This window comes from Shigella flexneri 2a str. 301, assembly GCF_000006925.2.
Classification (GTDB): domain Bacteria; phylum Pseudomonadota; class Gammaproteobacteria; order Enterobacterales; family Enterobacteriaceae; genus ECMA0423.
In genome coordinates, this window is sequence record NC_004337.2 from 4,026,025 (window position 1) to 4,047,555 (window position 21,531).

The window sequence follows — 21,531 nt, forward strand, 5'->3', positions numbered from 1 at the left end:
GTGTAAACATCTGGACGGCTAAAATCATTCGTCTTTTAAATTTATGGTGCGTTGGCTGCGTTTCTCCACCCCGGTCACTTACTTCAGTAAGCTCCCGGCGATGAATAAACTTGCCGCCTTCCCTAAATTCAAAATCCATAGGATTTACATATAATTAGAGGAAGAAAAATGACAATATTGAATCACACCCTCGGTTTCCCTCGCGTTGGCCTGCGTCGCGAGCTGAAAAAAGCGCAAGAAAGTTATTGGGCGGGGAACTCCACGCGTGAAGAACTGCTGACAGTAGGGCGTGAACTGCGTGCTCGTCACTGGGATCAACAAAAGCAAGCGGGTATCGACCTGCTGCCGGTGGGCGATTTTGCCTGGTACGATCATGTACTGACCACCAGTTTGCTGCTGGGTAATGTTCCGCCACGTCATCAGAACAAAGACGGTTCGGTAGATATCGACACCCTGTTCCGTATTGGTCGTGGACGTGCGCCGACTGGCGAACCTGCGGCGGCAGCGGAAATGACCAAATGGTTTAACACCAACTATCACTACATGGTGCCGGAGTTCGTTAAAGGCCAACAGTTCAAACTGACTTGGACGCAGCTGCTGGAGGAAGTGGACGAGGCGCTGGCGCTGAGCCACAACGTTAAGCCTGTGCTGCTGGGGCCGGTTACTTACCTGTGGCTGGGGAAAGTGAAAGGTGAACAGTTTGACCGCCTTAGCCTGCTGAACGACATTCTGCCGGTTTATCAGCAAGTGCTGGCAGAACTGGCGAAACGCGGCATCGAGTGGGTACAGATTGATGAACCCGCGCTGGTACTGGAACTACCACAGGCGTGGCTGGACGCATACAAACCCGCTTACGACGCGCTCCAGGGACAGGTGAAACTGCTGCTGACCACCTATTTTGAAGGCGTAACGCCAAATCTCGACACGATTACTGCGCTGCCTGTTCAGGGGCTGCATGTGGACCTTGTACATGGTAAAGATAACGTTGTTGAACTGCACAAGCGCCTGCCTTCTGACTGGCTGCTGTCTGCGGGTCTGATCAATGGTCGTAACGTCTGGCGCGCCGATCTTACTGAGAAATATGCGCAAATTAAGGACATTGTCGGCAAACGTGATTTGTGGGTGGCATCTTCCTGCTCGTTGCTGCACAGCCCCATCGACCTGAGCGTGGAAACGCGTCTTGATGCAGAAGTGAAAAGCTGGTTTGCCTTCGCCCTACAAAAATGCCATGAACTGGCACTGCTGCGCGATGCGCTGAACAGTGGTGACACGGCAGCTCTGGCAGAGTGGAGCGCCCCAATTCAGGCGCGTCGTCACTCTACTCGTGTACATAATCCGGCGGTAGAAAAGCGTCTGGCGGCGATCACCGCCCAGGACAGCCAGCGTGCGAATGTCTATGAAGTGCGTGCTGAAGCCCAGCGTGCGCGTTTTAAACTGCCAGCGTGGCCGACCACCACGATTGGTTCCTTCCCGCAAACCACGGAAATTCGTACCCTGCGTCTGGATTTCAAAAAGGGCAATCTCGACGCCAACAACTACCGCACGGGCATTGCGGAACATATCAAGCAGGCCATTGTTGAGCAGGAACGTTTGGGACTGGATGTGCTGGTACATGGCGAGGCCGAGCGTAATGACATGGTGGAATACTTTGGCGAGCACCTCGACGGATTTGTCTTTACGCAAAACGGTTGGGTACAGAGCTACGGTTCCCGCTGCGTGAAGCCACCGATTGTCATTGGTGACATTAGCCGCCCGGCACCGATTACCGTGGAGTGGGCGAAGTATGCGCAATCGCTGACCGACAAACCGGTGAAAGGGATGCTGACGGGGCCGGTGACCATACTCTGCTGGTCGTTCCCGCGTGAAGATGTCAGCCGTGAAACCATCGCCAAACAGATTGCGCTGGCGCTGCGTGATGAAGTGGCCGATCTGGAAGCCGCTGGAATTGGCATCATCCAGATTGACGAACCGGCGCTGCGCGAAGGTTTACCGCTGCGTCGTAGCGACTGGGATGCGTATCTCCAGTGGGGCGTAGAGGCCTTCCGTATCAACGCCGCCGTGGCGAAAGATGACACACAAATCCACACTCACATGTGTTATTGCGAGTTCAACGACATCATGGATTCGATTGCGGCGCTGGACGCAGACGTCATCACCATCGAAACCTCGCGTTCCGACATGGAGTTGCTGGAGTCGTTTGAAGAGTTTGATTATCCAAATGAAATCGGTCCTGGCGTCTATGACATTCACTCGCCAAACGTACCGAGCGTGGAATGGATTGAAGCCTTGCTGAAGAAAGCGGCAAAACGCATTCCGGCAGAGCGCCTGTGGGTCAACCCGGACTGTGGCCTGAAAACGCGCGGCTGGCCAGAAACCCGCGCGGCACTGGCGAACATGGTGCAGGCGGCGCAGAATTTGCGTCGGGGGTAAATCCAAACCGGGTGGTAATACCACCCGGTCTTTTCTCATTACAGCGACTTCTTCCCACCATACTGCTTAAACCATTCCAGCATACGCTGCCAGCCATCTTTCGCAGATTCGGCATGATAGCTCGGGCGATAATCAGCGTTGAATGCATGCCCGGCATCCGGGTACACGATAATCTCTGCTTTCGCATTAGCAGCCCGCAGCGCCTGGCGCATCGTTTCAACGCTCTCCTGCGGAATGCTGTTATCCTGACCACCATATAAGCCGAGAACCGGCGCGTTAAGATCGGTTGCGATATCAACAGGTTGTTTCGGTGAATTCAGCGACTTGTCGCCCGTCAGTTTGCCGTACCACGCCACTGCGGCTTTTAGCTGTGGATTATGCGCGGCATACAGCCAGGTGATACGTCCACCCCAGCAGAATCCGGTGATCATTAAACGATGAACATCGCCGCCGTTGCGGGAAGCCCAACTGGCGACATGATCGAGATCGGCCAGCACCTGCGAGTCAGGCACTTTTGCTACCAGACCGCTAAGCAACGTGGGGATATCGGCAAAATCATTCGGATCGCCTTCGCGGAAGTAAAGTTCAGGTGCGATAGCCAGATACCCCTCCAGCGCCAGACGGCGACAAATGTCGCGGATATGTTCATGCACGCCAAAAATTTCCTGCACTACAATGACCACTGGCAGTGGGCCATCGCTTTGCTTTGGTCTGGCATGGTAAGCAGGCATGTTATCCCCTTGTGAAGGGATAGAGGTGAAGCCCGCCACAATCGCGTCGTCCGGGGTCTGAACGATGGTCGAAGCGAGAGGCGATGCAGCAGGTGCAAATCCAGATTGTTGTGTTGTTGCCATGGTATTCTCCGTACCCTTATAAAAATGTTGCGCAATGTTAACTATAGTCAGCATGCAACAAATCACATTGCCTGAATCGGCTCATCTTTTATGCAGTCCTGCAGAATGAAGAGTGATTTATGTGATATGAATCACTTTTGGTGGGTAAATTTATGCAACGCATTTGCGTCATGGTGATGAGTATCACGAAAAAATGTTAAACCCTTCGGTAAAGTGTCTTTTTGCTTCTTCTGACTAAACCGATTCACAGAGGAGTTGTATATGTCCAAGTCTGATGTTTTTCATCTCGGCCTCACTAAAAACGATTTACAAGGGGCTACGCTTGCCATCGTCCCTGGCGACCCGGATCGTGTGGAAAAGATCGCCGCGCTGATGGATAAGCCGGTTAAGCTGGCATCTCACCGCGAATTCACTACCTGGCGTGCAGAGCTGGATGGTAAACCTGTTATCGTCTGCTCTACCGGTATCGGCGGCCCGTCTACCTCTATTGCTGTTGAAGAGCTGGCACAGCTGGGCATTCGCACCTTCCTGCGTATCGGTACAACGGGCGCTATTCAGCCGCATATTAATGTGGGTGATGTCCTGGTTACCACGGCGTCTGTCCGTCTGGATGGCGCGAGCCTGCACTTCGCACCGCTGGAATTCCCGGCTGTCGCTGATTTCGAATGTACGACTGCGCTGGTTGAAGCTGCGAAATCTATTGGCGCGACAACTCACGTTGGCGTGACAGTTTCTTCTGATACCTTCTACCCAGGTCAGGAACGTTACGATACTTACTCTGGTCGCGTAGTTCGTCACTTTAAAGGTTCTATGGAAGAGTGGCAGGCGATGGGCGTAATGAACTATGAAATGGAATCTGCAACTCTGCTGACCATGTGTGCAAGTCAGGGCCTGCGTGCCGGTATGGTAGCGGGTGTTATCGTTAACCGCACCCAGCAAGAGATCCCGAATGCTGAGACGATGAAACAAACCGAAAGCCATGCGGTGAAAATCGTGGTGGAAGCGGCGCGTCGTCTGCTGTAATTCTCTTCTCCTGTCTGAAGGCCGACGCGTTCGGCCTTTTGTATTTTTGCGTAGCGCCTCGCAGGAAATGCCTTTCCAACTGGACGTTTGTACAGCACAATTCTATTTTGTGCGGGTAAGTTGTTGCGTCAGGAGGCGTTGTGGATTTCTCAATCATGGTTTACGCAGTTATTGCGTTGGTGGGTGTGGCAATTGGCTGGCTGTTTGCCAGTTATCAACATGCGCAGCAAAAAGCCGAGCAATTAGCTGAACGTGAAGAGATGGTCGCGGAGTTAAGCGCGGCAAAACAACAAATTACCCAAAGCGAGCACTGGCGTGCAGAGTGTGAATTGCTCAATAACGAAGTGCGCAGCCTGCAAAGTATTAACACCTCTCTGGAGGCCGATCTGCGTGAAGTAACCACGCGGATGGAAGCCGCACAGCAACATGCTGACGATAAAATTCGCCAGATGATTAACAGCGAGCAGCGCCTCAGTGAGCAGTTTGAAAACCTCGCCAACCGTATTTTTGAGCACAGCAATCGCCGGGTTGATGAGCAAAACCGTCAGAGTCTGAACAGCCTGTTGTCGCCGCTACGTGAACAACTGGACGGTTTCCGCCGTCAGGTTCAGGACAGCTTCGGTAAAGAAGCACAAGAACGCCATACCCTGACCCACGAAATTCGCAATCTCCAGCAACTCAACGCGCAAATGGCCCAGGAAGCGATCAACCTGACGCGCGCGCTGAAAGGCGACAATAAAACCCAGGGCAACTGGGGCGAGGTAGTATTGACGCGGGTGCTGGAGGCTTCCGGTCTGCGTGAAGGGTATGAATATGAAACCCAGGTCAGCATCGAAAATGACGCCCGCTCGCGGATGCAGCCGGATGTCATCGTGCGGCTGCCGCAGGGAAAAGATGTGGTGATCGACGCCAAAATGACGCTGGTCGCCTATGAACGCTATTTTAACGCCGAAGACGACTACACCCGCGAAAGCGCGCTACAGGAACATATCGCGTCGGTGCGTAACCATATCCGTTTGCTGGGACGCAAAGATTATCAACAGCTGCCGGGGCTGCGAACTCTGGATTACGTGCTGATGTTTATTCCCGTTGAACCCGCTTTTTTACTGGCGCTTGACCGCCAGCCGGAGCTGATCACCGAAGCGTTGAAAAACAATATCATGCTGGTTAGCCCGACTACGCTGCTGGTGGCGTTGCGTACTATTGCCAACCTGTGGCGTTATGAGCATCAAAGCCGTAACGCCCAGCAAATCGCCGATCGTGCCAGCAAGCTGTACGACAAGATGCGTTTGTTCATCGATGACATGTCCGCGATTGGTCAAAGTCTCGACAAAGCGCAGGATAACTACCGCCAGGCAATGAAAAAACTCTCTTCAGGTCGCGGAAATGTGCTGGCGCAGGCAGAAGCGTTTCGCGGTTTAGGAGTAGAAATTAAACGCGAGATTAATCCGGATTTGGCTGAACAGGCGGTGAGCCAGGATGAAGAGTATCGACTTCGGTCGGTTCCGGAGCAGCCGAATGATGAAGCTTATCAACGCGATGATGAATATAATCAGCAGTCGCGCTAGCCCATTAGGGGTAGTTAAGCCGGGTAGAAATCTAGGGCATCGACGCCCAATCTGTTACACTTCTGGAACAATTTTTTGATGAGCAGGCATTGAGATGGTGGATAAGTCACAAGAAACGACGCACTTTGGTTTTCAGACCGTCGCGAAGGAACAAAAAGCGGATATGGTCGCCCACGTTTTCCATTCCGTGGCATCAAAATACGATGTCATGAATGATTTGATGTCATTTGGTATTCATCGTTTGTGGAAGCGATTCACGATTGATTGCAGCGGCGTACGCCGTGGGCAGACCGTGCTGGATCTGGCTGGTGGCACCGGCGACCTGACAGCGAAATTCTCCCGCCTGGTCGGAGAAACTGGCAAAGTGGTCCTTGCTGATATCAATGAATCCATGCTCAAAATGGGACGCGAGAAGCTGCGTAATATCGGTGTGATTGGCAACGTTGAGTATGTTCAGGCGAACGCTGAGGCGCTGCCGTTCCCGGATAACACCTTTGATTGCATCACCATTTCGTTTGGTCTGCGTAACGTCACCGACAAAGATAAAGCACTGCGTTCAATGTATCGCGTGCTGAAACCCGGCGGCCGCCTGCTGGTGCTTGAGTTCTCGAAGCCAATTATCGAGCCGCTGAGCAAAGCCTATGATGCATACTCCTTCCATGTGCTGCCGCGTATTGGCTCACTGGTCGCGAACGACGCCGACAGCTACCGTTATCTGGCAGAATCCATCCGTATGCATCCCGATCAGGATACCCTGAAAGCCATGATGCAGGATGCCGGATTCGAAAGTGTCGACTACTACAATCTGACGGCAGGGGTTGTGGCGCTGCATCGTGGTTATAAGTTCTGACAGGAGACCGGAAATGCCTTTTAAACCTTTAGTGACGGCAGGAATTGAAAGTCTGCTCAACACCTTCCTGTATCGCTCACCCGCGCTGAAAACAGCCCGCTCGCGTCTGCTGGGTAAAGTATTGCGCGTGGAGGTAAAAGGCTTTTCGACGTCATTGATTCTGGTGTTCAGCGAACGCCAGGTTGATGTACTGGGCGAATGGGCAGGCGATGCTGACTGCACCGTTATCGCCTACGCCAGTGTGTTGCCGAAACTTCGCGATCGCCAGCAGCTTACCGCACTGATTCGCAGTGGTGAGCTGGAAGTGCAGGGCGATATTCAGGTGGTGCAAAACTTCGTTGCGCTGGCAGATCTGGCAGAGTTCGACCCTGCGGAACTGCTGGCCCCTTATACCGGTGATATCGCCGCTGAAGGAATCAGCAAAGCCATGCGCGGAGGCGCAAAGTTCCTGCATCACGGCATTAAGCGCCAGCAACGTTATGTGGCGGAAGCCATTACTGAAGAGTGGCGTATGGCACCCGGTCCGCTTGAAGTGGCCTGGTTTGCGGAAGAGACGGCTGCCGTCGAGCGTGCTGTTGATGCCCTGACCAAACGGCTGGAAAAACTGGAGGCTAAATGACGCCAGGTGAAGTACGGCGCCTATATTTCATCATTCGCACTTTTTTAAGCTACGGACTTGATGAACTGATCCCCAAAATGCGTATCACCCTGCCGCTACGGCTATGGCGATACTCATTATTCTGGATGCCAAATCGGCATAAAGACAAACTTTTAGGTGAGCGACTACGACTGGCCCTGCAAGAACTGGGGCCGGTTTGGATCAAGTTCGGGCAAATGTTATCAACCCGCCGCGATCTTTTTCCACCGCATATTGCCGATCAGCTGGCGTTATTGCAGGACAAAGTTGCTCCGTTTGATGGCAAGCTGGCGAAGCAGCAGATTGAAGCTGCAATGGGCGGCTTGCCGGTAGAAGCGTGGTTTGACGATTTTGAAATCAAGCCGCTGGCTTCTGCTTCTATCGCCCAGGTTCATACCGCGCGATTGAAATCGAATGGTAAAGAGGTGGTGATTAAAGTCATCCGCCCGGATATTTTGCCGGTCATTAAAGCGGATCTGAAACTTATCTACCGTCTGGCTCGCTGGGTGCCGCGTTTGCTGCCGGATGGTCGCCGTCTGCGCCCAACCGAAGTGGTGCGCGAGTACGAAAAGACCTTGATTGATGAACTGAATTTGCTGCGGGAATCTGCCAACGCCATTCAGCTTCGGCGCAATTTTGAAGACAGCCCGATGCTCTACATCCCGGAAGTTTACCCTGACTATTGTAGTGAAGGGATGATGGTGATGGAGCGCATTTACGGCATTCCGGTGTCTGATGTTGCGGCGCTGGAGAAAAACGGCACTAACATGAAATTGCTGGCGGAACGCGGCGTGCAGGTGTTCTTCACTCAGGTCTTTCGCGACAGCTTTTTCCATGCCGATATGCACCCTGGCAACATCTTCGTAAGCTATGAACACCCGGAAAACCCGAAATATATCGGCATTGATTGCGGGATTGTTGGCTCGCTAAACAAAGAAGATAAACGCTATCTGGCAGAAAACTTTATCGCCTTCTTTAATCGCGACTATCGCAAAGTGGCAGAGCTACACGTCGATTCTGGCTGGGTGCCACCAGATACCAACGTTGAAGAGTTCGAATTTGCCATTCGTACGGTCTGTGAACCTATCTTTGAGAAACCGCTGGCCGAAATTTCGTTTGGACATGTACTGTTAAATCTGTTTAATACGGCGCGTCGCTTCAATATGGAAGTGCAGCCGCAACTGGTGTTACTCCAGAAAACCCTGCTCTATGTCGAAGGGGTAGGACGCCAGCTTTATCCGCAGCTCGATTTATGGAAAACAGCGAAGCCTTTCCTGGAGTCGTGGATTAAAGATCAGGTCGGTATTCCTGCCCTGGTGAGAGCATTTAAAGAAAAAGCGCCGTTCTGGGTCGAAAAAATGCCAGAACTGCCTGAACTGGTTTACGACAGTTTGCGCCAGGGCAAGTATTTACAGCACAGTGTTGATAAGATTGCCCGCGAGCTTCAGTCAAATCATGTACGTCAGGGACAATCGCGTTATTTTCTCGGAATTGGCGCTACGTTAGTATTAAGTGGCACATTCTTGTTGGTCAGCCGACCTGAGTGGGGGCTGATGCCCGGCTGGTTAATGGCAGGTGGTCTGATCGCCTGGTTTGTCGGTTGGCGCAAAACACGCTGATTTTTTCATCGCTCAAGGCGGGCCGTGTAACGTATAATGCGGCTTTGTTTAATCATCATCTACCACAGAGGAACATGTATGGGTGGTATCAGTATTTGGCAGTTATTGATTATTGCCGTCATCGTTGTACTGCTTTTTGGCACCAAAAAGCTCGGCTCCATCGGTTCCGATCTTGGTGCGTCGATCAAAGGCTTTAAAAAAGCAATGAGCGATGATGAACCAAAGCAGGATAAAACCAGTCAGGATGCTGATTTTACTGCGAAAACTATCGCCGATAAGCAGGCGGATACGAATCAGGAACAGGCTAAAACAGAAGACGCGAAGCGCCACGATAAAGAGCAGGTGTAATCCGTGTTTGATATCGGTTTTAGCGAACTGCTATTGGTGTTCATCATCGGCCTCGTCGTTCTGGGGCCGCAACGACTGCCTGTGGCGGTAAAAACGGTAGCGGGCTGGATTCGCGCGTTGCGTTCACTGGCGACAACGGTGCAGAACGAACTGACCCAGGAGTTAAAACTCCAGGAGTTTCAGGACAGTCTGAAAAAGGTTGAAAAGGCGAGCCTCACTAACCTGACGCCCGAACTGAAAGCGTCGATGGATGAACTACGCCAGGCCGCGGAGTCGATGAAGCGTTCCTACGTTGCAAACGATCCTGAAAAGGCGAGCGATGAAGCGCACACCATCCATAACCCGGTGGTGAAAGATAATGAAGCTGCGCATGAGGGCGTAACGCCTGCCGCTGCACAAACGCAGGCCAGTTCGCCGGAACAGAAGCCAGAAACCACGCCAGAGCCGGTGGTAAAACCTGCTGCGGACGCTGAACCGAAAACCGCTGCACCTTCCCCTTCGTCGAGTGATAAACCGTAAACATGTCTGTAGAAGATACTCAACCGCTTATCACGCATCTGATTGAGCTGCGTAAGCGTCTGCTGAACTGCATTATCGCGGTGATCGTGATATTCCTGTGTCTGGTCTATTTCGCCAATGACATCTATCACTTGGTATCCGCGCCATTGATCAAGCAGTTGCCGCAAGGTTCAACGATGATCGCCACCGACGTGGCCTCGCCGTTCTTTACGCCGATCAAGCTGACCTTTATGGTGTCGCTGATTCTGTCAGCGCCGGTGATTCTCTATCAGGTGTGGGCATTTATCGCCCCAGCGCTGTATAAGCATGAACGTCGCCTGGTGGTGCCGCTGCTGGTTTCCAGCTCTCTGCTGTTTTATATCGGCATGGCATTCGCCTACTTTGTGGTCTTTCCGCTGGCATTTGGCTTCCTTGCCAATACCGCGCCGGAAGGGGTGCAGGTATCCACCGACATCGCCAGCTATTTAAGCTTCGTTATGGCGCTGTTTATGGCGTTTGGTGTCTCCTTTGAAGTGCCGGTGGCAATTGTGCTGCTGTGCTGGATGGGGATTACCTCGTCAGAAGACTTACGCAAAAAACGCCCGTATGTGCTGGTTGGTGCATTCGTTGTCGGGATGTTGCTGACGCCGCCGGATGTCTTCTCGCAAACGCTATTGGCGATCCCGATGTACTGTCTGTTTGAAATCGGTGTCTTCTTCTCACGCTTTTACGTTGGTAAAGGGCGAAATCGGGAAGAGGAAAACGACGCTGAAGCAGAAAGCGAAAAAACTGAAGAATAAATTCAACCGCCCGTCAGGGCGGTTGTCATATGGAGTACAGGATGTTTGATATCGGCGTTAATTTGACCAGTTCGCAATTTGCGAAAGACCGTGATGATGTTGTAGCGCGCGCTTTTGACGCGGGAGTTAATGGGCTACTCATCACCGGCACTAACCTGCGTGAAAGCCAGCAGGCGCAAAAGCTGGCGCGTCAGTATTCGTCCTGTTGGTCAACGGCGGGCGTACATCCTCACGACAGCAGCCAGTGGCAAGCTGCGACTGAAGAAGCGATTATTGAGCTGGCCGCGCAGCCAGAAGTGGTGGCGATTGGTGAATGTGGTCTCGACTTTAACCGTAACTTTTCGACGCCGGAAGAGCAGGAACGCGCTTTTGTTGCTCAGCTACGCATTGCCGCAGAATTAAACATGCCGGTATTTATGCACTGTCGCGATGCCCACGAGCGGTTTATGACATTGCTGGAGCCGTGGCTGGATAAACTGCCTGGTGCGGTTCTTCATTGCTTTACCGGCACACGCGAAGAGATGCAGGCGTGCGTGGCGCGTGGAATTTATATCGGCATTACCGGTTGGGTTTGCGATGAACGACGCGGGCTGGAGCTGCGGGAATTGTTGCCGTTGATTCCGGCGGAGAAATTGCTGATCGAAACAGATGCGCCGTATCTGCTCCCGCGCGATCTCACGCCAAAGCCATCATCCCGGCGCAACGAGCCAGCCCATCTGCCCCATATTTTGCAACGTATTGCGCACTGGCGTGGAGAAGATGCCGCATGGCTGGCTGCCACCACGGATGCCAATGTCAAAACACTGTTTGGGATTGCGTTTTAGAGTTTGCGGAACTCGGTGTTCTTCACACTGTGCTTAATCTCTTTATTAATAAGATTAAGCAATAGCATGGAGCGAGCCTCACCATCGGGTTCGGTGAAAATGGCCTGAAAGCCTTCGAACGCGCCTTCGGTAATAATCACCTTATCACCCGGATAAGGGGGGGCCGGATCGACAATGTCTTTCGGTTTATATACCGATAGCTGATGAATTACCGCCGATGGGACTATCGCTGGCGACGCGCCAAAGCGCACAAAGTGGCTGACGCCACGCGTAGCGCTGATGGTCGTGGTATGAATCACTTCTGGATCAAATTCCACAAACAGGTAGTTAGGGAATAACGGTTCACTGACTGCGGTACGTTTACCCCGTACGATTTTTTCCAGGGTGATCATCGGAGCGAGGCAATTAACCGCCTGTCTCTCAAGGTGTTCCTGGGCACGTTGAAGTTGCCCGCGCTTGCAGTACAGTAAATACCAGGATTGCATAATGACTCTTATCCGTTTAATCGGGGCGCAAGGATAGCAAAAGCTTTACGCTAAGTTAATTATATTCCCCGGTTTGCGTTATACCGTCAGAGTTCACGCTAATTTAACAAATTTACAGCATTGCAAAGATGAACGCCGTATAATGGGCGCAGATTAAGAGGCTACAATGGACGCCATGAAATATAACGATTTACGCGACTTCCTGACGCTGCTTGAACAGCAGGGTGAGCTAAAACGTATCACGCTCCCGGTGGATCCGCATCTGGAAATCACTGAAATTGCTGACCGCACTCTGCGTGCTGGTGGGCCTGCGCTGTTGTTCGAAAACCCTAAAGGCTACTCAATGCCGGTGCTGTGCAACCTGTTCGGTACGCCAAAGCGCGTGGCGATGGGCATGGGGCAGGAAGATGTTTCGACGCTGCGTGAAGTTGGTAAATTATTGGCGTTTCTGAAAGAGCCGGAGCCGCCAAAAGGTTTCCGCGACCTGTTTGATAAACTGCCGCAGTTTAAGCAGGTGTTAAACATGCCGACAAAGCGACTGCGTGGTGCGCCCTGCCAACAAAAAATCGTCTCTGGCGATGACGTCGATCTCAATCGCATTCCCATTATGACCTGCTGGCCGGAAGATGCCGCGCCGCTGATTACCTGGGGGCTGACCGTAACGCGCGGCCCGCATAAAGAGCGGCAGAATCTGGGCATTTATCGCCAGCAGCTGATTGGTAAAAACAAACTGATTATGCGCTGGCTGTCGCATCGCGGCGGCGCGCTGGATTATCAGGAGTGGTGTGCGGCGCATCCGGGCGAACGTTTCCCGGTTTCTGTGGCGCTGGGTGCCGATCCTGCCACGATTCTCGGTGCAGTCACCCCCGTTCCGGATACGCTTTCAGAGTATGCGTTTGCCGGATTGCTACGCGGCACCAAAACCGAAGTAGTAAAGTGTATTTCCAATGACCTCGAAGTGCCAGCCAGTGCCGAAATCGTCCTGGAAGGGTATATCGATCCTGGTGAGATGGCGCCGGAAGGGCCGTATGGTGACCACACAGGTTACTATAATGAAGTCGATAATTTCCCGGTGTTTACCGTGACGCATATTACCCAGCGTGAAGATGCGATTTACCATTCCACCTATACCGGGCGTCCGCCAGATGAGCCCGCGGTACTGGGCGTGGCGTTGAACGAAGTGTTTGTACCGATTCTGCAAAAACAGTTCCCGGAAATTGTCGATTTTTACCTGCCGCCGGAAGGCTGTTCTTATCGTCTGGCGGTAGTGACGATCAAAAAACAGTACGCCGGACACGCGAAGCGCGTCATGATGGGCGTCTGGTCGTTCTTACGCCAGTTTATGTACACTAAATTTGTGATCGTTTGCGATGATGACGTCAACGCACGCGACTGGAACGATGTGATTTGGGCGATTACCACCCGTATGGACCCGGCGCGGGATACTGTTCTGGTAGAAAATACGCCTATTGATTATCTGGATTTTGCCTCGCCTGTCTCTGGGCTGGGTTCAAAAATGGGGCTGGATGCCACGAATAAATGGCCGGGGGAAACCCAGCGTGAATGGGGACGTCCCATCAAAAAAGATCCAGATGTTGTCGCGCATATTGACGCCATCTGGGATGAACTGGCTATTTTTAACAACGGTAAAAGCGCCTGATGCGCGTTTGTTTTGCCCTATTTATCGATCCGACAGAGAAAGCGCATGACAACCTTAAGCTGTAAAGTGACCTCGGTAGCAGCTATCACGGATACCGTATATCGTGTCCGCATCGTGCCAGACGCGGCCTTTTCTTTTCGTGCTGGTCAGTATTTGATGGTAGTGATGGATGAGCGCGACAAACGTCCGTTCTCAATGGCCTCGACGCCGGATGAAAAAGGGTTTATCGAGCTGCATATTGGCGCTTCTGAAATCAACCTTTACGCGAAAGCAGTCATGGACCGCATCCTCAAAGATCATCAAATCGTGGTCGACCTTCCCCACGGAGAAGCGTGGCTGCGCGATGATGAAGAGCGTCCGATGATTTTGATTGCGGGCGGCACCGGGTTCTCTTATGCCCGCTCGATTTTGCTGACAGCGTTGGCGCGTAACCCAAACCGTGATATCACCATTTACTGGGGCGGGCGTGAAGAGCAGCATCTGTATGATCTCTGCGAGCTTGAGGCGCTTTCGTTAAAGCACCTTGGTCTGCAAGTGGTGCCGGTGGTTGAACAACCGGAAGCAGGCTGGCGTGGGCGTACTGGTACCGTGTTAACGGCGGTATTGCAGGATCATGGTACGCTGGCAGAGCATGATATCTATATTGCCGGACGTTTTGAGATGGCGAAAATTGCCCGTGACCTGTTTTGCAGTGAGCGTAATGCGCGGGAAGATCGCCTGTTTGGCGATGCGTTTGCATTTATCTGAGATATAAAAAAACCCGCCCCTGACAGGCGGGAAGAACGGCAACTAAAACTTTATTCAGTGGCATTTAGATCTATGTCGCATCCGGCAATTGGTGCACGATGCCTGATGCGACGCTGGCGCGTCTTATCAGGCCTACATTGGTGCCGGATCGGTAGACCGGATAAGGCGTTCACGCCGCATCCGGCAAGTGGTTAAACCCGCTCAAACACCGTCGCAATACCCTGACCCAGACCGATACACATCGTCGCCAGACCAAACTGAACGTCTTTGCGTTCCATCAGATTCAGCAGCGTGGTGCTGATACGCGCACCGGAACAACCCAGCGGATGACCCAGCGCGATCGCACCACCATTGAGGTTGATCTTCTCGTCAATCTGCTCCATTAGCCCGAGATCTTTAATGCACGGCAGGATCTGCGCGGCAAAGGCTTCGTTCATCTCAAACACGCCGATATCGCTGGCAGAAAGCCCCGCTTTTTTCAGCGCCAGCTTCGAGGCCGGAACCGGGCCGTAACCCATAATCGATGGGTCACAACCAACGACCGCCATCGAACGCACACGAGCGCGCGGCTTAAGACCTAATTCATGGGCGCGGCTTTCACTCATCACCAGCATGGCAGCTGCGCCATCGGAAAGTGCAGAAGATGTGCCCGCCGTTACCGTACCGTTTACTGGATCAAACGCCGGACGCAGCGTGGCGAGGGCTTCCACGGTGGTTTCCGGGCGAATCACTTCGTCGTAATTAAACTGCTTCAGGACGCCGTCGGCATCGTGACCACCAGTTGGGATGATTTCATTTTTAAATGCGGCCGACTGCGTGGCGGCCCAGGCGCGGGCGTGTGACCGCGCGGCAAAGGCATCCTGCATTTCACGGCTGATACCGTGCATACGCGCCAGCATTTCTGCCGTTAAGCCCATCATGCCCGCCGCTTTGGCGACATTGCGGCTCAGGCCGGGGTGAAAATCGACGCCGTGACTCATCGGCACATGGCCTATATGCTCCACGCCGCCAACCAGACATGCCTGCGCATCGCCAGTCATGATCATTCGTGCTGCGTCATGCAGTGCCTGCATGGATGAACCACACAAGCGATTGACGGTAACCGCCGGGACAGAGTGCGGCACTTCTGCCAGCAGCGCCGCGTTACGGGCGATGTTAAAACCCTGCTCCAGCGTCTGTTGCACACAACCCCAGTAAATATCGTCGAGGGCCGCCGCTTCCAGCGCCGGGTTACGCGCCAGCAGGCTACGCATTAAATGAGCGGAGAGATCTTCCGCACGCACGTTACGAAAAGCACCGCCCTTCGAACGGCCCATCGGGGTGCGAATTGCATCGACAATGACAACCTGTTCCATTGTGACTCCTTAAGCCGTTTTCAGGTCGCCAACCGGACGGGCTGGCTCAACCGGAGGATAGTACGGTTCGTTATGACGCGCTTTATTACGCAGACCTTCCGGCACTTCATACAGCGGGCCGAGGTGCTGATATTGCTGTGCCATATCGAGGTATTTTGCGCTACCGAGGGTGTCCAGCCAGCGGAACGCGCCGCCGTGGAACGGAGGGAAGCCCAGGCCGTAGACCAGCGCCATATCCGCTTCCGCCGGAGTGGCGATAATGCCCTCTTCCAGACAGCGCACCACTTCGTTGACCATCGGGATCATCATGCGGGCGATAATCTCTTCTTCGCTGAAATCGCGCTTCGGTTGGCTCACTTCTGCCAGCAGGTCTTCAACGGCGGCGTCTTCTTCTTTCTTCGGCTTACCTTTGCTGTCTTCTTTATAACGCCAGAAACCGAGGCCGTTCTTCTGACCAAAGCGGTTGGCATCAAACAGCGCGTCGATGGCATCGCGGTAATCTTTCTGCATCCGCTGCGGGAAGCCTGCTGCCATGACAGCCTGAGCGTGATGCGCGGTATCAATGCCCACAACGTCCAGCAGATATGCCGGGCCCATCGGCCAGCCAAACTGTTTTTCCATCACTTTGTCGATCTTGCGGAAATCCGCGCCGTCGCGCAGCAGCTGGCTGAAACCGGCGAAATACGGGAACAGCACGCGGTTAACAAAGAAGCCGGGGCAGTCGTTAACCACAATCGGCGTCTTGCCCATCTTGCTCGCCCAGGCGACAACTTTCGCGATGGTTTCGTCGGAGCTTTTCTCGCCGCGAATAATTTCTACCAACGGCATTCGGTGGACCGGGTTAAAGAAGTGCATCCCGCAGAAGTTTTCCGGGCGTTCCAGCGCGTTGGCCAGTTCGCTGATAGGAATGGTTGAAGTGTTAGACGCCAGCACGGTATCCTGGCGTACTTTTTGTTCGGTTTCTGCCAGTACGGCTTTTTTCACTTTCGGGTTTTCAACAACCGCTTCTACCACAATATCCACGCGGTCAAATCCGGCGTAGTCGAGCGTTGGGTGGATCGTGGAGATCACGCCAGCCAGTTTCAGACCATCGATTTTGCCGCGCTCAAGCTGCTTGTTCAGCAGTTTCGCGGCTTCGGTCATGCCGAGGGTTAACGACTTGTCGTTGATATCTTTCATGACAACCGGCACGCCTTTCCACGCGGACTGGTAAGCGATACCGCCACCCATGATGCCTGCGCCCAGCACAGCAGCCTGTTTCGGGGTTTCAACGTCTTTGGTGAGTTTCTTCGCTTTGCCTTTTACATATTGATCGTTAAGGAAAATGCCGACCAGTGCGCGAGCTTCGTTGGTATGCGCCAGCGGGACAAAACTTTTGTTTTCCAGATTTAAGGCTTCTTCACGACCAAAACGGGCCGCAGCTTCAATGGTTTTTACTGCGGTGATGGGGGCCGGATAATGTTTCCCCGCCGTTTGCGCGACCATTCCTTTAGCGATGGTGAAGCTCATGGTGGCTTCAATCTTGCTCAGTTTTAGCGGTTCCTGCTTCGGCTGACGTTTCGCTTTCCAGTCGAGGTCGCCGTTAATGGCCTGGCGTAAAATCGCCATCGCCCCTTCAATCAGTTTTTCTGCTTTGACTACGCCATCCACCAGACCGATTTTCAGCGCCTGATCCGCGCCGACATCTTTACCGGCGGCAATGATTTCCAGTGCACTGTCAGCGCCCAGCATACGTGGCATACGTACAGAACCGCCAAAGCCCGGCATGATGCCCAGTTTGGTTTCCGGCAGACCGATGCGCAGATCCGGCGTCGCCAGACGATAATCGGTCGCCAGCACGCATTCGCAGCCACCACCCAGCGCATAGCCGTTGACGGCAGCAATGGTCGGCACCGGCAGATCTTCCAGGCGATTAAACACGCTATTGGCAAAGTGCAGCCACTGACTTAACTGTTCTTCAGGAACGAGGAACAGGGACAAAAATTCGGTGATATCAGCACCGACGATAAAGGCTGCTTTGTTCGAACGCAGCAGCAGCCCTTTTAGATCTGATTGCTGTTCCAGCACGCCGATGGCCTCGCCGAGGCTGGCGACGGTCGCAGTGTCGAGTTTATTAACTGAACCTGGGGCATCAAATACCAGTTCGGCAATGCCATCTTCCAGCCAGTCAAGGTACAGGGTGTCGCCTTTGTAAAGCATGTCAGTCTCCTGAATCCGCAAGGTAATCTGGTCGTACCAGATGCATCGGAGTGTGTGTTTTGTGTTAAAAATATGCAAATAAAAGATTAAAGAAATGCCGATCTGATCACGCTCGGCAGAAATCACGCTCTGGATGAACGATGTGCTAAGATGCGGAGACTTAAGGTCAAAAAAACAGAAGGGTAAAAAATGGAATCACTGGCCTCGCTCTATAAAAATCATATAGCTACCTTACAAGAACGGACTCGCGATGCGCTGGCGCGCTTCAAGCTGGATGCATTACTTATTCACTCCGGCGAGCTGTTCAACGTTTTTCTCGACGATCATCCCTATCCGTTTAAAGTGAACCCGCAATTCAAAGCGTGGGTGCCGGTAACTCAGGTGCCAAACTGCTGGTTGCTGGTGGATGGCGTGAACAAGCCGAAACTGTGGTTCTATCTGCCGGTTGATTACTGGCACAACGTCGAACCGCTGCCGACCTCCTTCTGGACTGAAGATGTGGAAGTGATCGCGCTGCCGAAAGCCGATGGCATTGGTAGCCTGCTGCCTGCTGCGCGCGGCAATATCGGTTATATCGGTCCGGTGCCGGAACGTGCGCTGCAACTGGGTATTGAGGCCAGCAACATCAACCCGAAAGGGGTGATCGACTACCTGCATTATTACCGCTCCTTCAAAACCGAGTACGAACTGGCCTGTATGCGTGAAGCGCAGAAAATGGCGGTCAATGGTCATCGTGCGGCAGAAGAAGCGTTCCGTTCTGGCATGAGCGAGTTCGATATCAATATTGCCTATCTGACCGCGACCGGTCATCGTGATACCGACGTACCTTACAGCAACATTGTGGCGCTTAACGAACACGCTGCGGTGTTGCATTACACCAAACTGGACCACCAGGCACCGGAAGAGATGCGCAGCTTCCTGCTGGATGCCGGGGCCGAATATAACGGCTATGCGGCTGACCTGACCCGTACCTGGTCGGCAAAAAGCGACAACGACTACGCACAGCTGGTGAAAGACGTAAATGATGAACAACTGGCGCTGATCGCCACCATGAAAGCAGGCGTCAGCTATGTGGATTACCACATCCAGTTCCATCAGCGCATCGCCAAACTGCTGCGTAAACATCAAATCATCACCGATATGAGTGAAGAAGCGATGGTCGAAAACGATCTCACCGGACCGTTTATGCCGCACGGTATTGGCCATCCGCTGGGCCTGCAGGTGCATGACGTCGCCGGTTTTATGCAGGATGATAGCGGTACACACCTCGCGGCACCGGCAAAATATCCGTACCTGCGCTACACCCGTATTCTCCAGCCGGGCATGGTGTTAACCATCGAACCGGGTATCTACTTCATTGAATCGCTTCTGGCACCGTGGCGTGAAGGGCAGTTCAGCAAGCACTTCAACTGGCAGAAAATTGAAGCACTGAAACCGTTCGGCGGCATTCGTATCGAAGACAACGTGGTGATCCACGAAAACAACGTGGAAAACATGACCCGGGATCTGAAACTGGCGTGATGGAAAGCTGGTTAATTCCTGCGGCACCGGTCACGGTCGTTGAAGAGATCAAAAAGAGCCGCTTCATAACGATGTTGGCGCATACCGATGGCGTTGAGGCGGCGAAAGCGTTTGTTGAATCGGTGCGGGCAGAACACCCCGATGCCCGCCACCATTGCGTGGCGTGGGTGGCGGGTGCGCCGGATGATTCTCAACAGCTGGGTTTCTCTGACGACGGGGAGCCGGCGGGAACGGCAGGTAAACCGATGCTCGCCCAGCTAATGGGCAGCGGCGTCGGGGAAATTACCGCTGTGGTAGTGCGCTACTACGGCGGCATATTGCTTGGCACCGGTGGGTTAGTGAAAGCGTATGGCGGCGGCGTGAATCAGGCGCTGCGCCAGCTAACGACCCAACGCAAGACGCCATTAACCGAATATACTTTGCAATGTGAATATAGTCAGTTAACCGGCATTGAAGCGTTGCTGGGGCAGTGTGACGGCAAAATTATCAACAGTGATTATCAGGCATTCGTTCTGCTGCGGGTGGCGCTTCCGGCGGCGAAAGTGGCTGAATTTTCCGCAAAGCTGGCGGATTTTAGCCGTGGTTCATTGCAATTGTTAGCGATTGAAGAATAATCCCCACTTCGTTTTGCAGAACTAAGGAAGCGGCAGAGATGCATTTTCGCGCCATTACCCGAATCGTTGGACTACTGGTCATCTTATTTTCAGGGACCATGATTATCCCTGGGCTGGTAGCACTCATCTACCGGGATGGAGCGGGCCGCGCTTTTACCCAGACCTTTTTTGTCGCCCTCGCCATTGGCTCTATGCTGTGGTGGCCGAACCGCAAAGAGAAGGGCGAACTGAAATCCCGTGAGGGGTTTCTGATAGTGGTGCTGTTTTGGACCGTGCTGGGTAGTGTCGGTGCGCTCCCTTTTATCTTCTCGGAAAGCCCGAACCTCACGATTACCGATGCGTTTTTTGAATCTTTCTCTGGCCTGACCACCACCGGGGCCACTACGCTGGTGGGGCTGGATTCGCTCCCTCATGCCATCCTCTTTTATCGCCAGATGCTGCAATGGTTTGGCGGGATGGGGATCATCGTGTTAGCGGTTGCGATACTGCCTATCCTCGGCGTGGGTGGGATGCAGCTCTATCGCGCAGAAATGCCCGGCCCGCTGAAAGATAACAAAATGCGCCCGCGAATTGCGGAAACGGCGAAAACTCTGTGGTTGATTTATGTCTTGCTGACCGTCGCCTGTGCGCTGGCGTTGTGGTTTGCCGGAATGGATGCCTTTGATGCCATCGGCCATAGCTTTGCGACTATCGCTATTGGCGGCTTCTCGACACATGATGCCAGTATCGGTTATTTCGACAGTCCGACTATTAACACTATCATTGCTATCTTCCTGCTGATCTCCGGCTGTAACTACGGTCTGCACTTTTCACTGTTAAGTGGGCGTAGTCTGAAGGTTTATTGGCGCGATCCGGAATTTCGCATGTTTATCGGCGTACAGTTTACGCTGGTGGTTATTTGTACACTCGTACTGTGGTTTCATAATGTCTACAGTTCGGCGCTGATGACAATTAACCAGGCGTTTTTCCAGGTGGTATCGATGGCGACAACCGCCGGGTTTACGACTGACAGCATTGCCCGCTGGCCGCTCTTTTTGCCGGTACTGCTTTTATGTTCAGCTTTTATCGGCGGTTGCGCCGGGTCAACGGGCGGTGGCCTGAAAGTGATCCGCATCCTGCTGCTGTTTAAGCAGGGGAACCGTGAGCTGAAACGACTGGTGCATCCGAACGCCGTCTATAGCATTAAGCTGGGGAATCGCGCACTGCCGGAACGTATCCTCGAAGCCGTTTGGGGATTTTTCTCCGCCTATGCATTGGTGTTTATTGTCAGTATGCTGGCGATTATCGCCACGGGCGTGGATGATTTTTCTGCCTTTGCCTCAGTTGTTGCGACATTGAATAACCTGGGGCCAGGGCTTGGCGTGGTTGCTGATAACTTTACCAGTATGAACCCGGTGGCTAAATGGATCCTGATTGCCAACATGCTGTTTGGTCGTCTCGAGGTCTTTACATTACTGGTGCTCTTTACCCCGACTTTCTGGCGTGAATGATGGAGTAAT

The 21,531-nt window shown here is 53.2% G+C and carries 19 protein-coding genes; 15 read left to right on the forward strand and 4 right to left on the reverse strand.

The features are described from left to right. Positions 1-168: 168 nt before the first annotated feature. Positions 169-2,430 carry a 5-methyltetrahydropteroyltriglutamate--homocysteine S-methyltransferase gene (gene metE, locus SF3907; RefSeq protein ID NP_709635.1) on the forward strand — a complete coding sequence of 754 codons (2,262 nt, stop codon included), beginning with the start codon at positions 169-171 and terminating at the stop codon, positions 2,428-2,430. 38 nt (positions 2,431-2,468) lie between these two features. Here metE and SF3908 read toward each other — a convergent pair whose 3' ends face one another. After that, entirely contained in the window at positions 2,469-3,350 is an 882-nt protein-coding gene (locus SF3908) for a hypothetical protein (protein NP_709636.1), read from the reverse strand. 195 nt (positions 3,351-3,545) lie between these two features. Here SF3908 and udp point away from each other — a divergent pair, with 195 nt between their 5' ends. The 9 genes from udp to yigW all read left to right on the forward strand — a co-directional run bounded on the left by udp (position 3,546) and on the right by yigW (position 11,451). Beyond that, positions 3,546-4,307: a uridine phosphorylase gene (gene udp, locus SF3909; protein NP_709637.2), complete on the forward strand. Its 762-nt coding sequence runs from the start codon at positions 3,546-3,548 to the stop codon at positions 4,305-4,307. A gap of 155 nt (positions 4,308-4,462) precedes the next feature. After that, a complete protein-coding gene (gene yigN, locus SF3910) occupies positions 4,463-5,875 on the forward strand; it encodes a DNA recombination protein RmuC (protein ID NP_709638.2) in 1,413 nt (470 codons plus the stop codon). Positions 5,876-5,969: 94 nt separating this feature from the next. Next, on the forward strand, positions 5,970-6,725 hold the full coding sequence (ubiE, locus tag SF3911) for a ubiquinone/menaquinone biosynthesis methyltransferase (protein NP_709639.1): 756 nt from the start codon (positions 5,970-5,972) through the stop codon (positions 6,723-6,725). Positions 6,726-6,738: 13 nt separating this feature from the next. Further along, on the forward strand, positions 6,739-7,344 hold the full coding sequence (gene yigP, locus SF3912) for a hypothetical protein (protein NP_709640.2): 606 nt from the start codon (positions 6,739-6,741) through the stop codon (positions 7,342-7,344). Further along, the gene (gene ubiB / locus SF3913; protein NP_709641.1) at positions 7,341-8,981 is read left to right on the forward strand and encodes a ubiquinone biosynthesis protein UbiB; all 1,641 of its coding nucleotides are present in this window, start codon (positions 7,341-7,343) and stop codon (positions 8,979-8,981) included. Before yigP ends, ubiB begins: the two co-directional genes overlap by 4 nt. Before the next feature lie 36 nt (positions 8,982-9,017). Further along, a complete protein-coding gene (gene tatA, locus SF3914) occupies positions 9,018-9,329 on the forward strand; it encodes a twin-arginine translocation protein TatA (RefSeq protein NP_709642.1) in 312 nt (103 codons plus the stop codon). Between the two features lie 3 nt (positions 9,330-9,332). Beyond that, complete coding sequence (locus SF3915; RefSeq protein NP_709643.1) at positions 9,333-9,848, forward strand: sec-independent translocase; 516 nt, start codon at positions 9,333-9,335, stop codon at positions 9,846-9,848. Positions 9,849-9,850: 2 nt separating this feature from the next. Then, positions 9,851-10,627, forward strand: coding sequence for a twin-arginine protein translocation system subunit TatC (gene yigU / locus SF3916; RefSeq protein ID NP_709644.1), 777 nt, complete (start codon positions 9,851-9,853; stop codon positions 10,625-10,627). Positions 10,628-10,668: 41 nt separating this feature from the next. After that, positions 10,669-11,451 carry a DNase TatD gene (gene yigW, locus SF3917; RefSeq protein NP_709645.2) on the forward strand — a complete coding sequence of 261 codons (783 nt, stop codon included), beginning with the start codon at positions 10,669-10,671 and terminating at the stop codon, positions 11,449-11,451. Here the strand turns inward: yigW and rfaH are convergent. Continuing rightward, positions 11,448-11,936 carry a transcriptional activator RfaH gene (gene rfaH / locus SF3918; RefSeq protein ID NP_709646.1) on the reverse strand — a complete coding sequence of 163 codons (489 nt, stop codon included), beginning with the start codon at positions 11,934-11,936 and terminating at the stop codon, positions 11,448-11,450. The two genes, yigW and rfaH, sit on opposite strands and share 4 nt — an antisense overlap. Positions 11,937-12,102: 166 nt before the next feature. Here rfaH and yigC point away from each other — a divergent pair, with 166 nt between their 5' ends. Both yigC and fre read left to right on the forward strand, forming a co-directional pair. After that, a complete protein-coding gene (gene yigC / locus SF3919; protein NP_709647.1) occupies positions 12,103-13,596 on the forward strand; it encodes a 3-octaprenyl-4-hydroxybenzoate decarboxylase in 1,494 nt (497 codons plus the stop codon). Positions 13,597-13,641: 45 nt separating this feature from the next. After that, entirely contained in the window at positions 13,642-14,343 is a 702-nt protein-coding gene (gene fre / locus SF3920; RefSeq protein ID NP_709648.2) for an FMN reductase, read from the forward strand. Between the two features lie 191 nt (positions 14,344-14,534). Here the strand turns inward: fre and fadA are convergent, their stop codons facing one another. After that, on the reverse strand, positions 14,535-15,698 hold the full coding sequence (gene fadA, locus SF3921; RefSeq protein ID NP_709649.1) for a 3-ketoacyl-CoA thiolase: 1,164 nt from the start codon (positions 15,696-15,698) through the stop codon (positions 14,535-14,537). Between the two features lie 9 nt (positions 15,699-15,707). Continuing rightward, entirely contained in the window at positions 15,708-17,897 is a 2,190-nt protein-coding gene (gene fadB, locus SF3922) for a multifunctional fatty acid oxidation complex subunit alpha (protein NP_709650.2), read from the reverse strand. Between the two features lie 189 nt (positions 17,898-18,086). On the opposite strand from fadB, the gene pepQ reads away from it, so the two are divergent. The 3 genes from pepQ to trkH are packed head-to-tail and all read left to right on the forward strand — an operon-like array spanning position 18,087 to position 21,522. Then, the gene (gene pepQ, locus SF3923) at positions 18,087-19,418 is read left to right on the forward strand and encodes a proline dipeptidase (RefSeq protein NP_709651.1); all 1,332 of its coding nucleotides are present in this window, start codon (positions 18,087-18,089) and stop codon (positions 19,416-19,418) included. Next, complete coding sequence (gene yigZ, locus SF3924) at positions 19,418-20,032, forward strand: hypothetical protein (RefSeq protein NP_709652.2); 615 nt, start codon at positions 19,418-19,420, stop codon at positions 20,030-20,032. Before pepQ ends, yigZ begins: the two co-directional genes overlap by 1 nt. Before the next feature lie 38 nt (positions 20,033-20,070). Further along, complete coding sequence (gene trkH, locus SF3925; RefSeq protein ID NP_709653.1) at positions 20,071-21,522, forward strand: potassium transporter; 1,452 nt, start codon at positions 20,071-20,073, stop codon at positions 21,520-21,522. Positions 21,523-21,531: the final 9 nt, after the last annotated feature.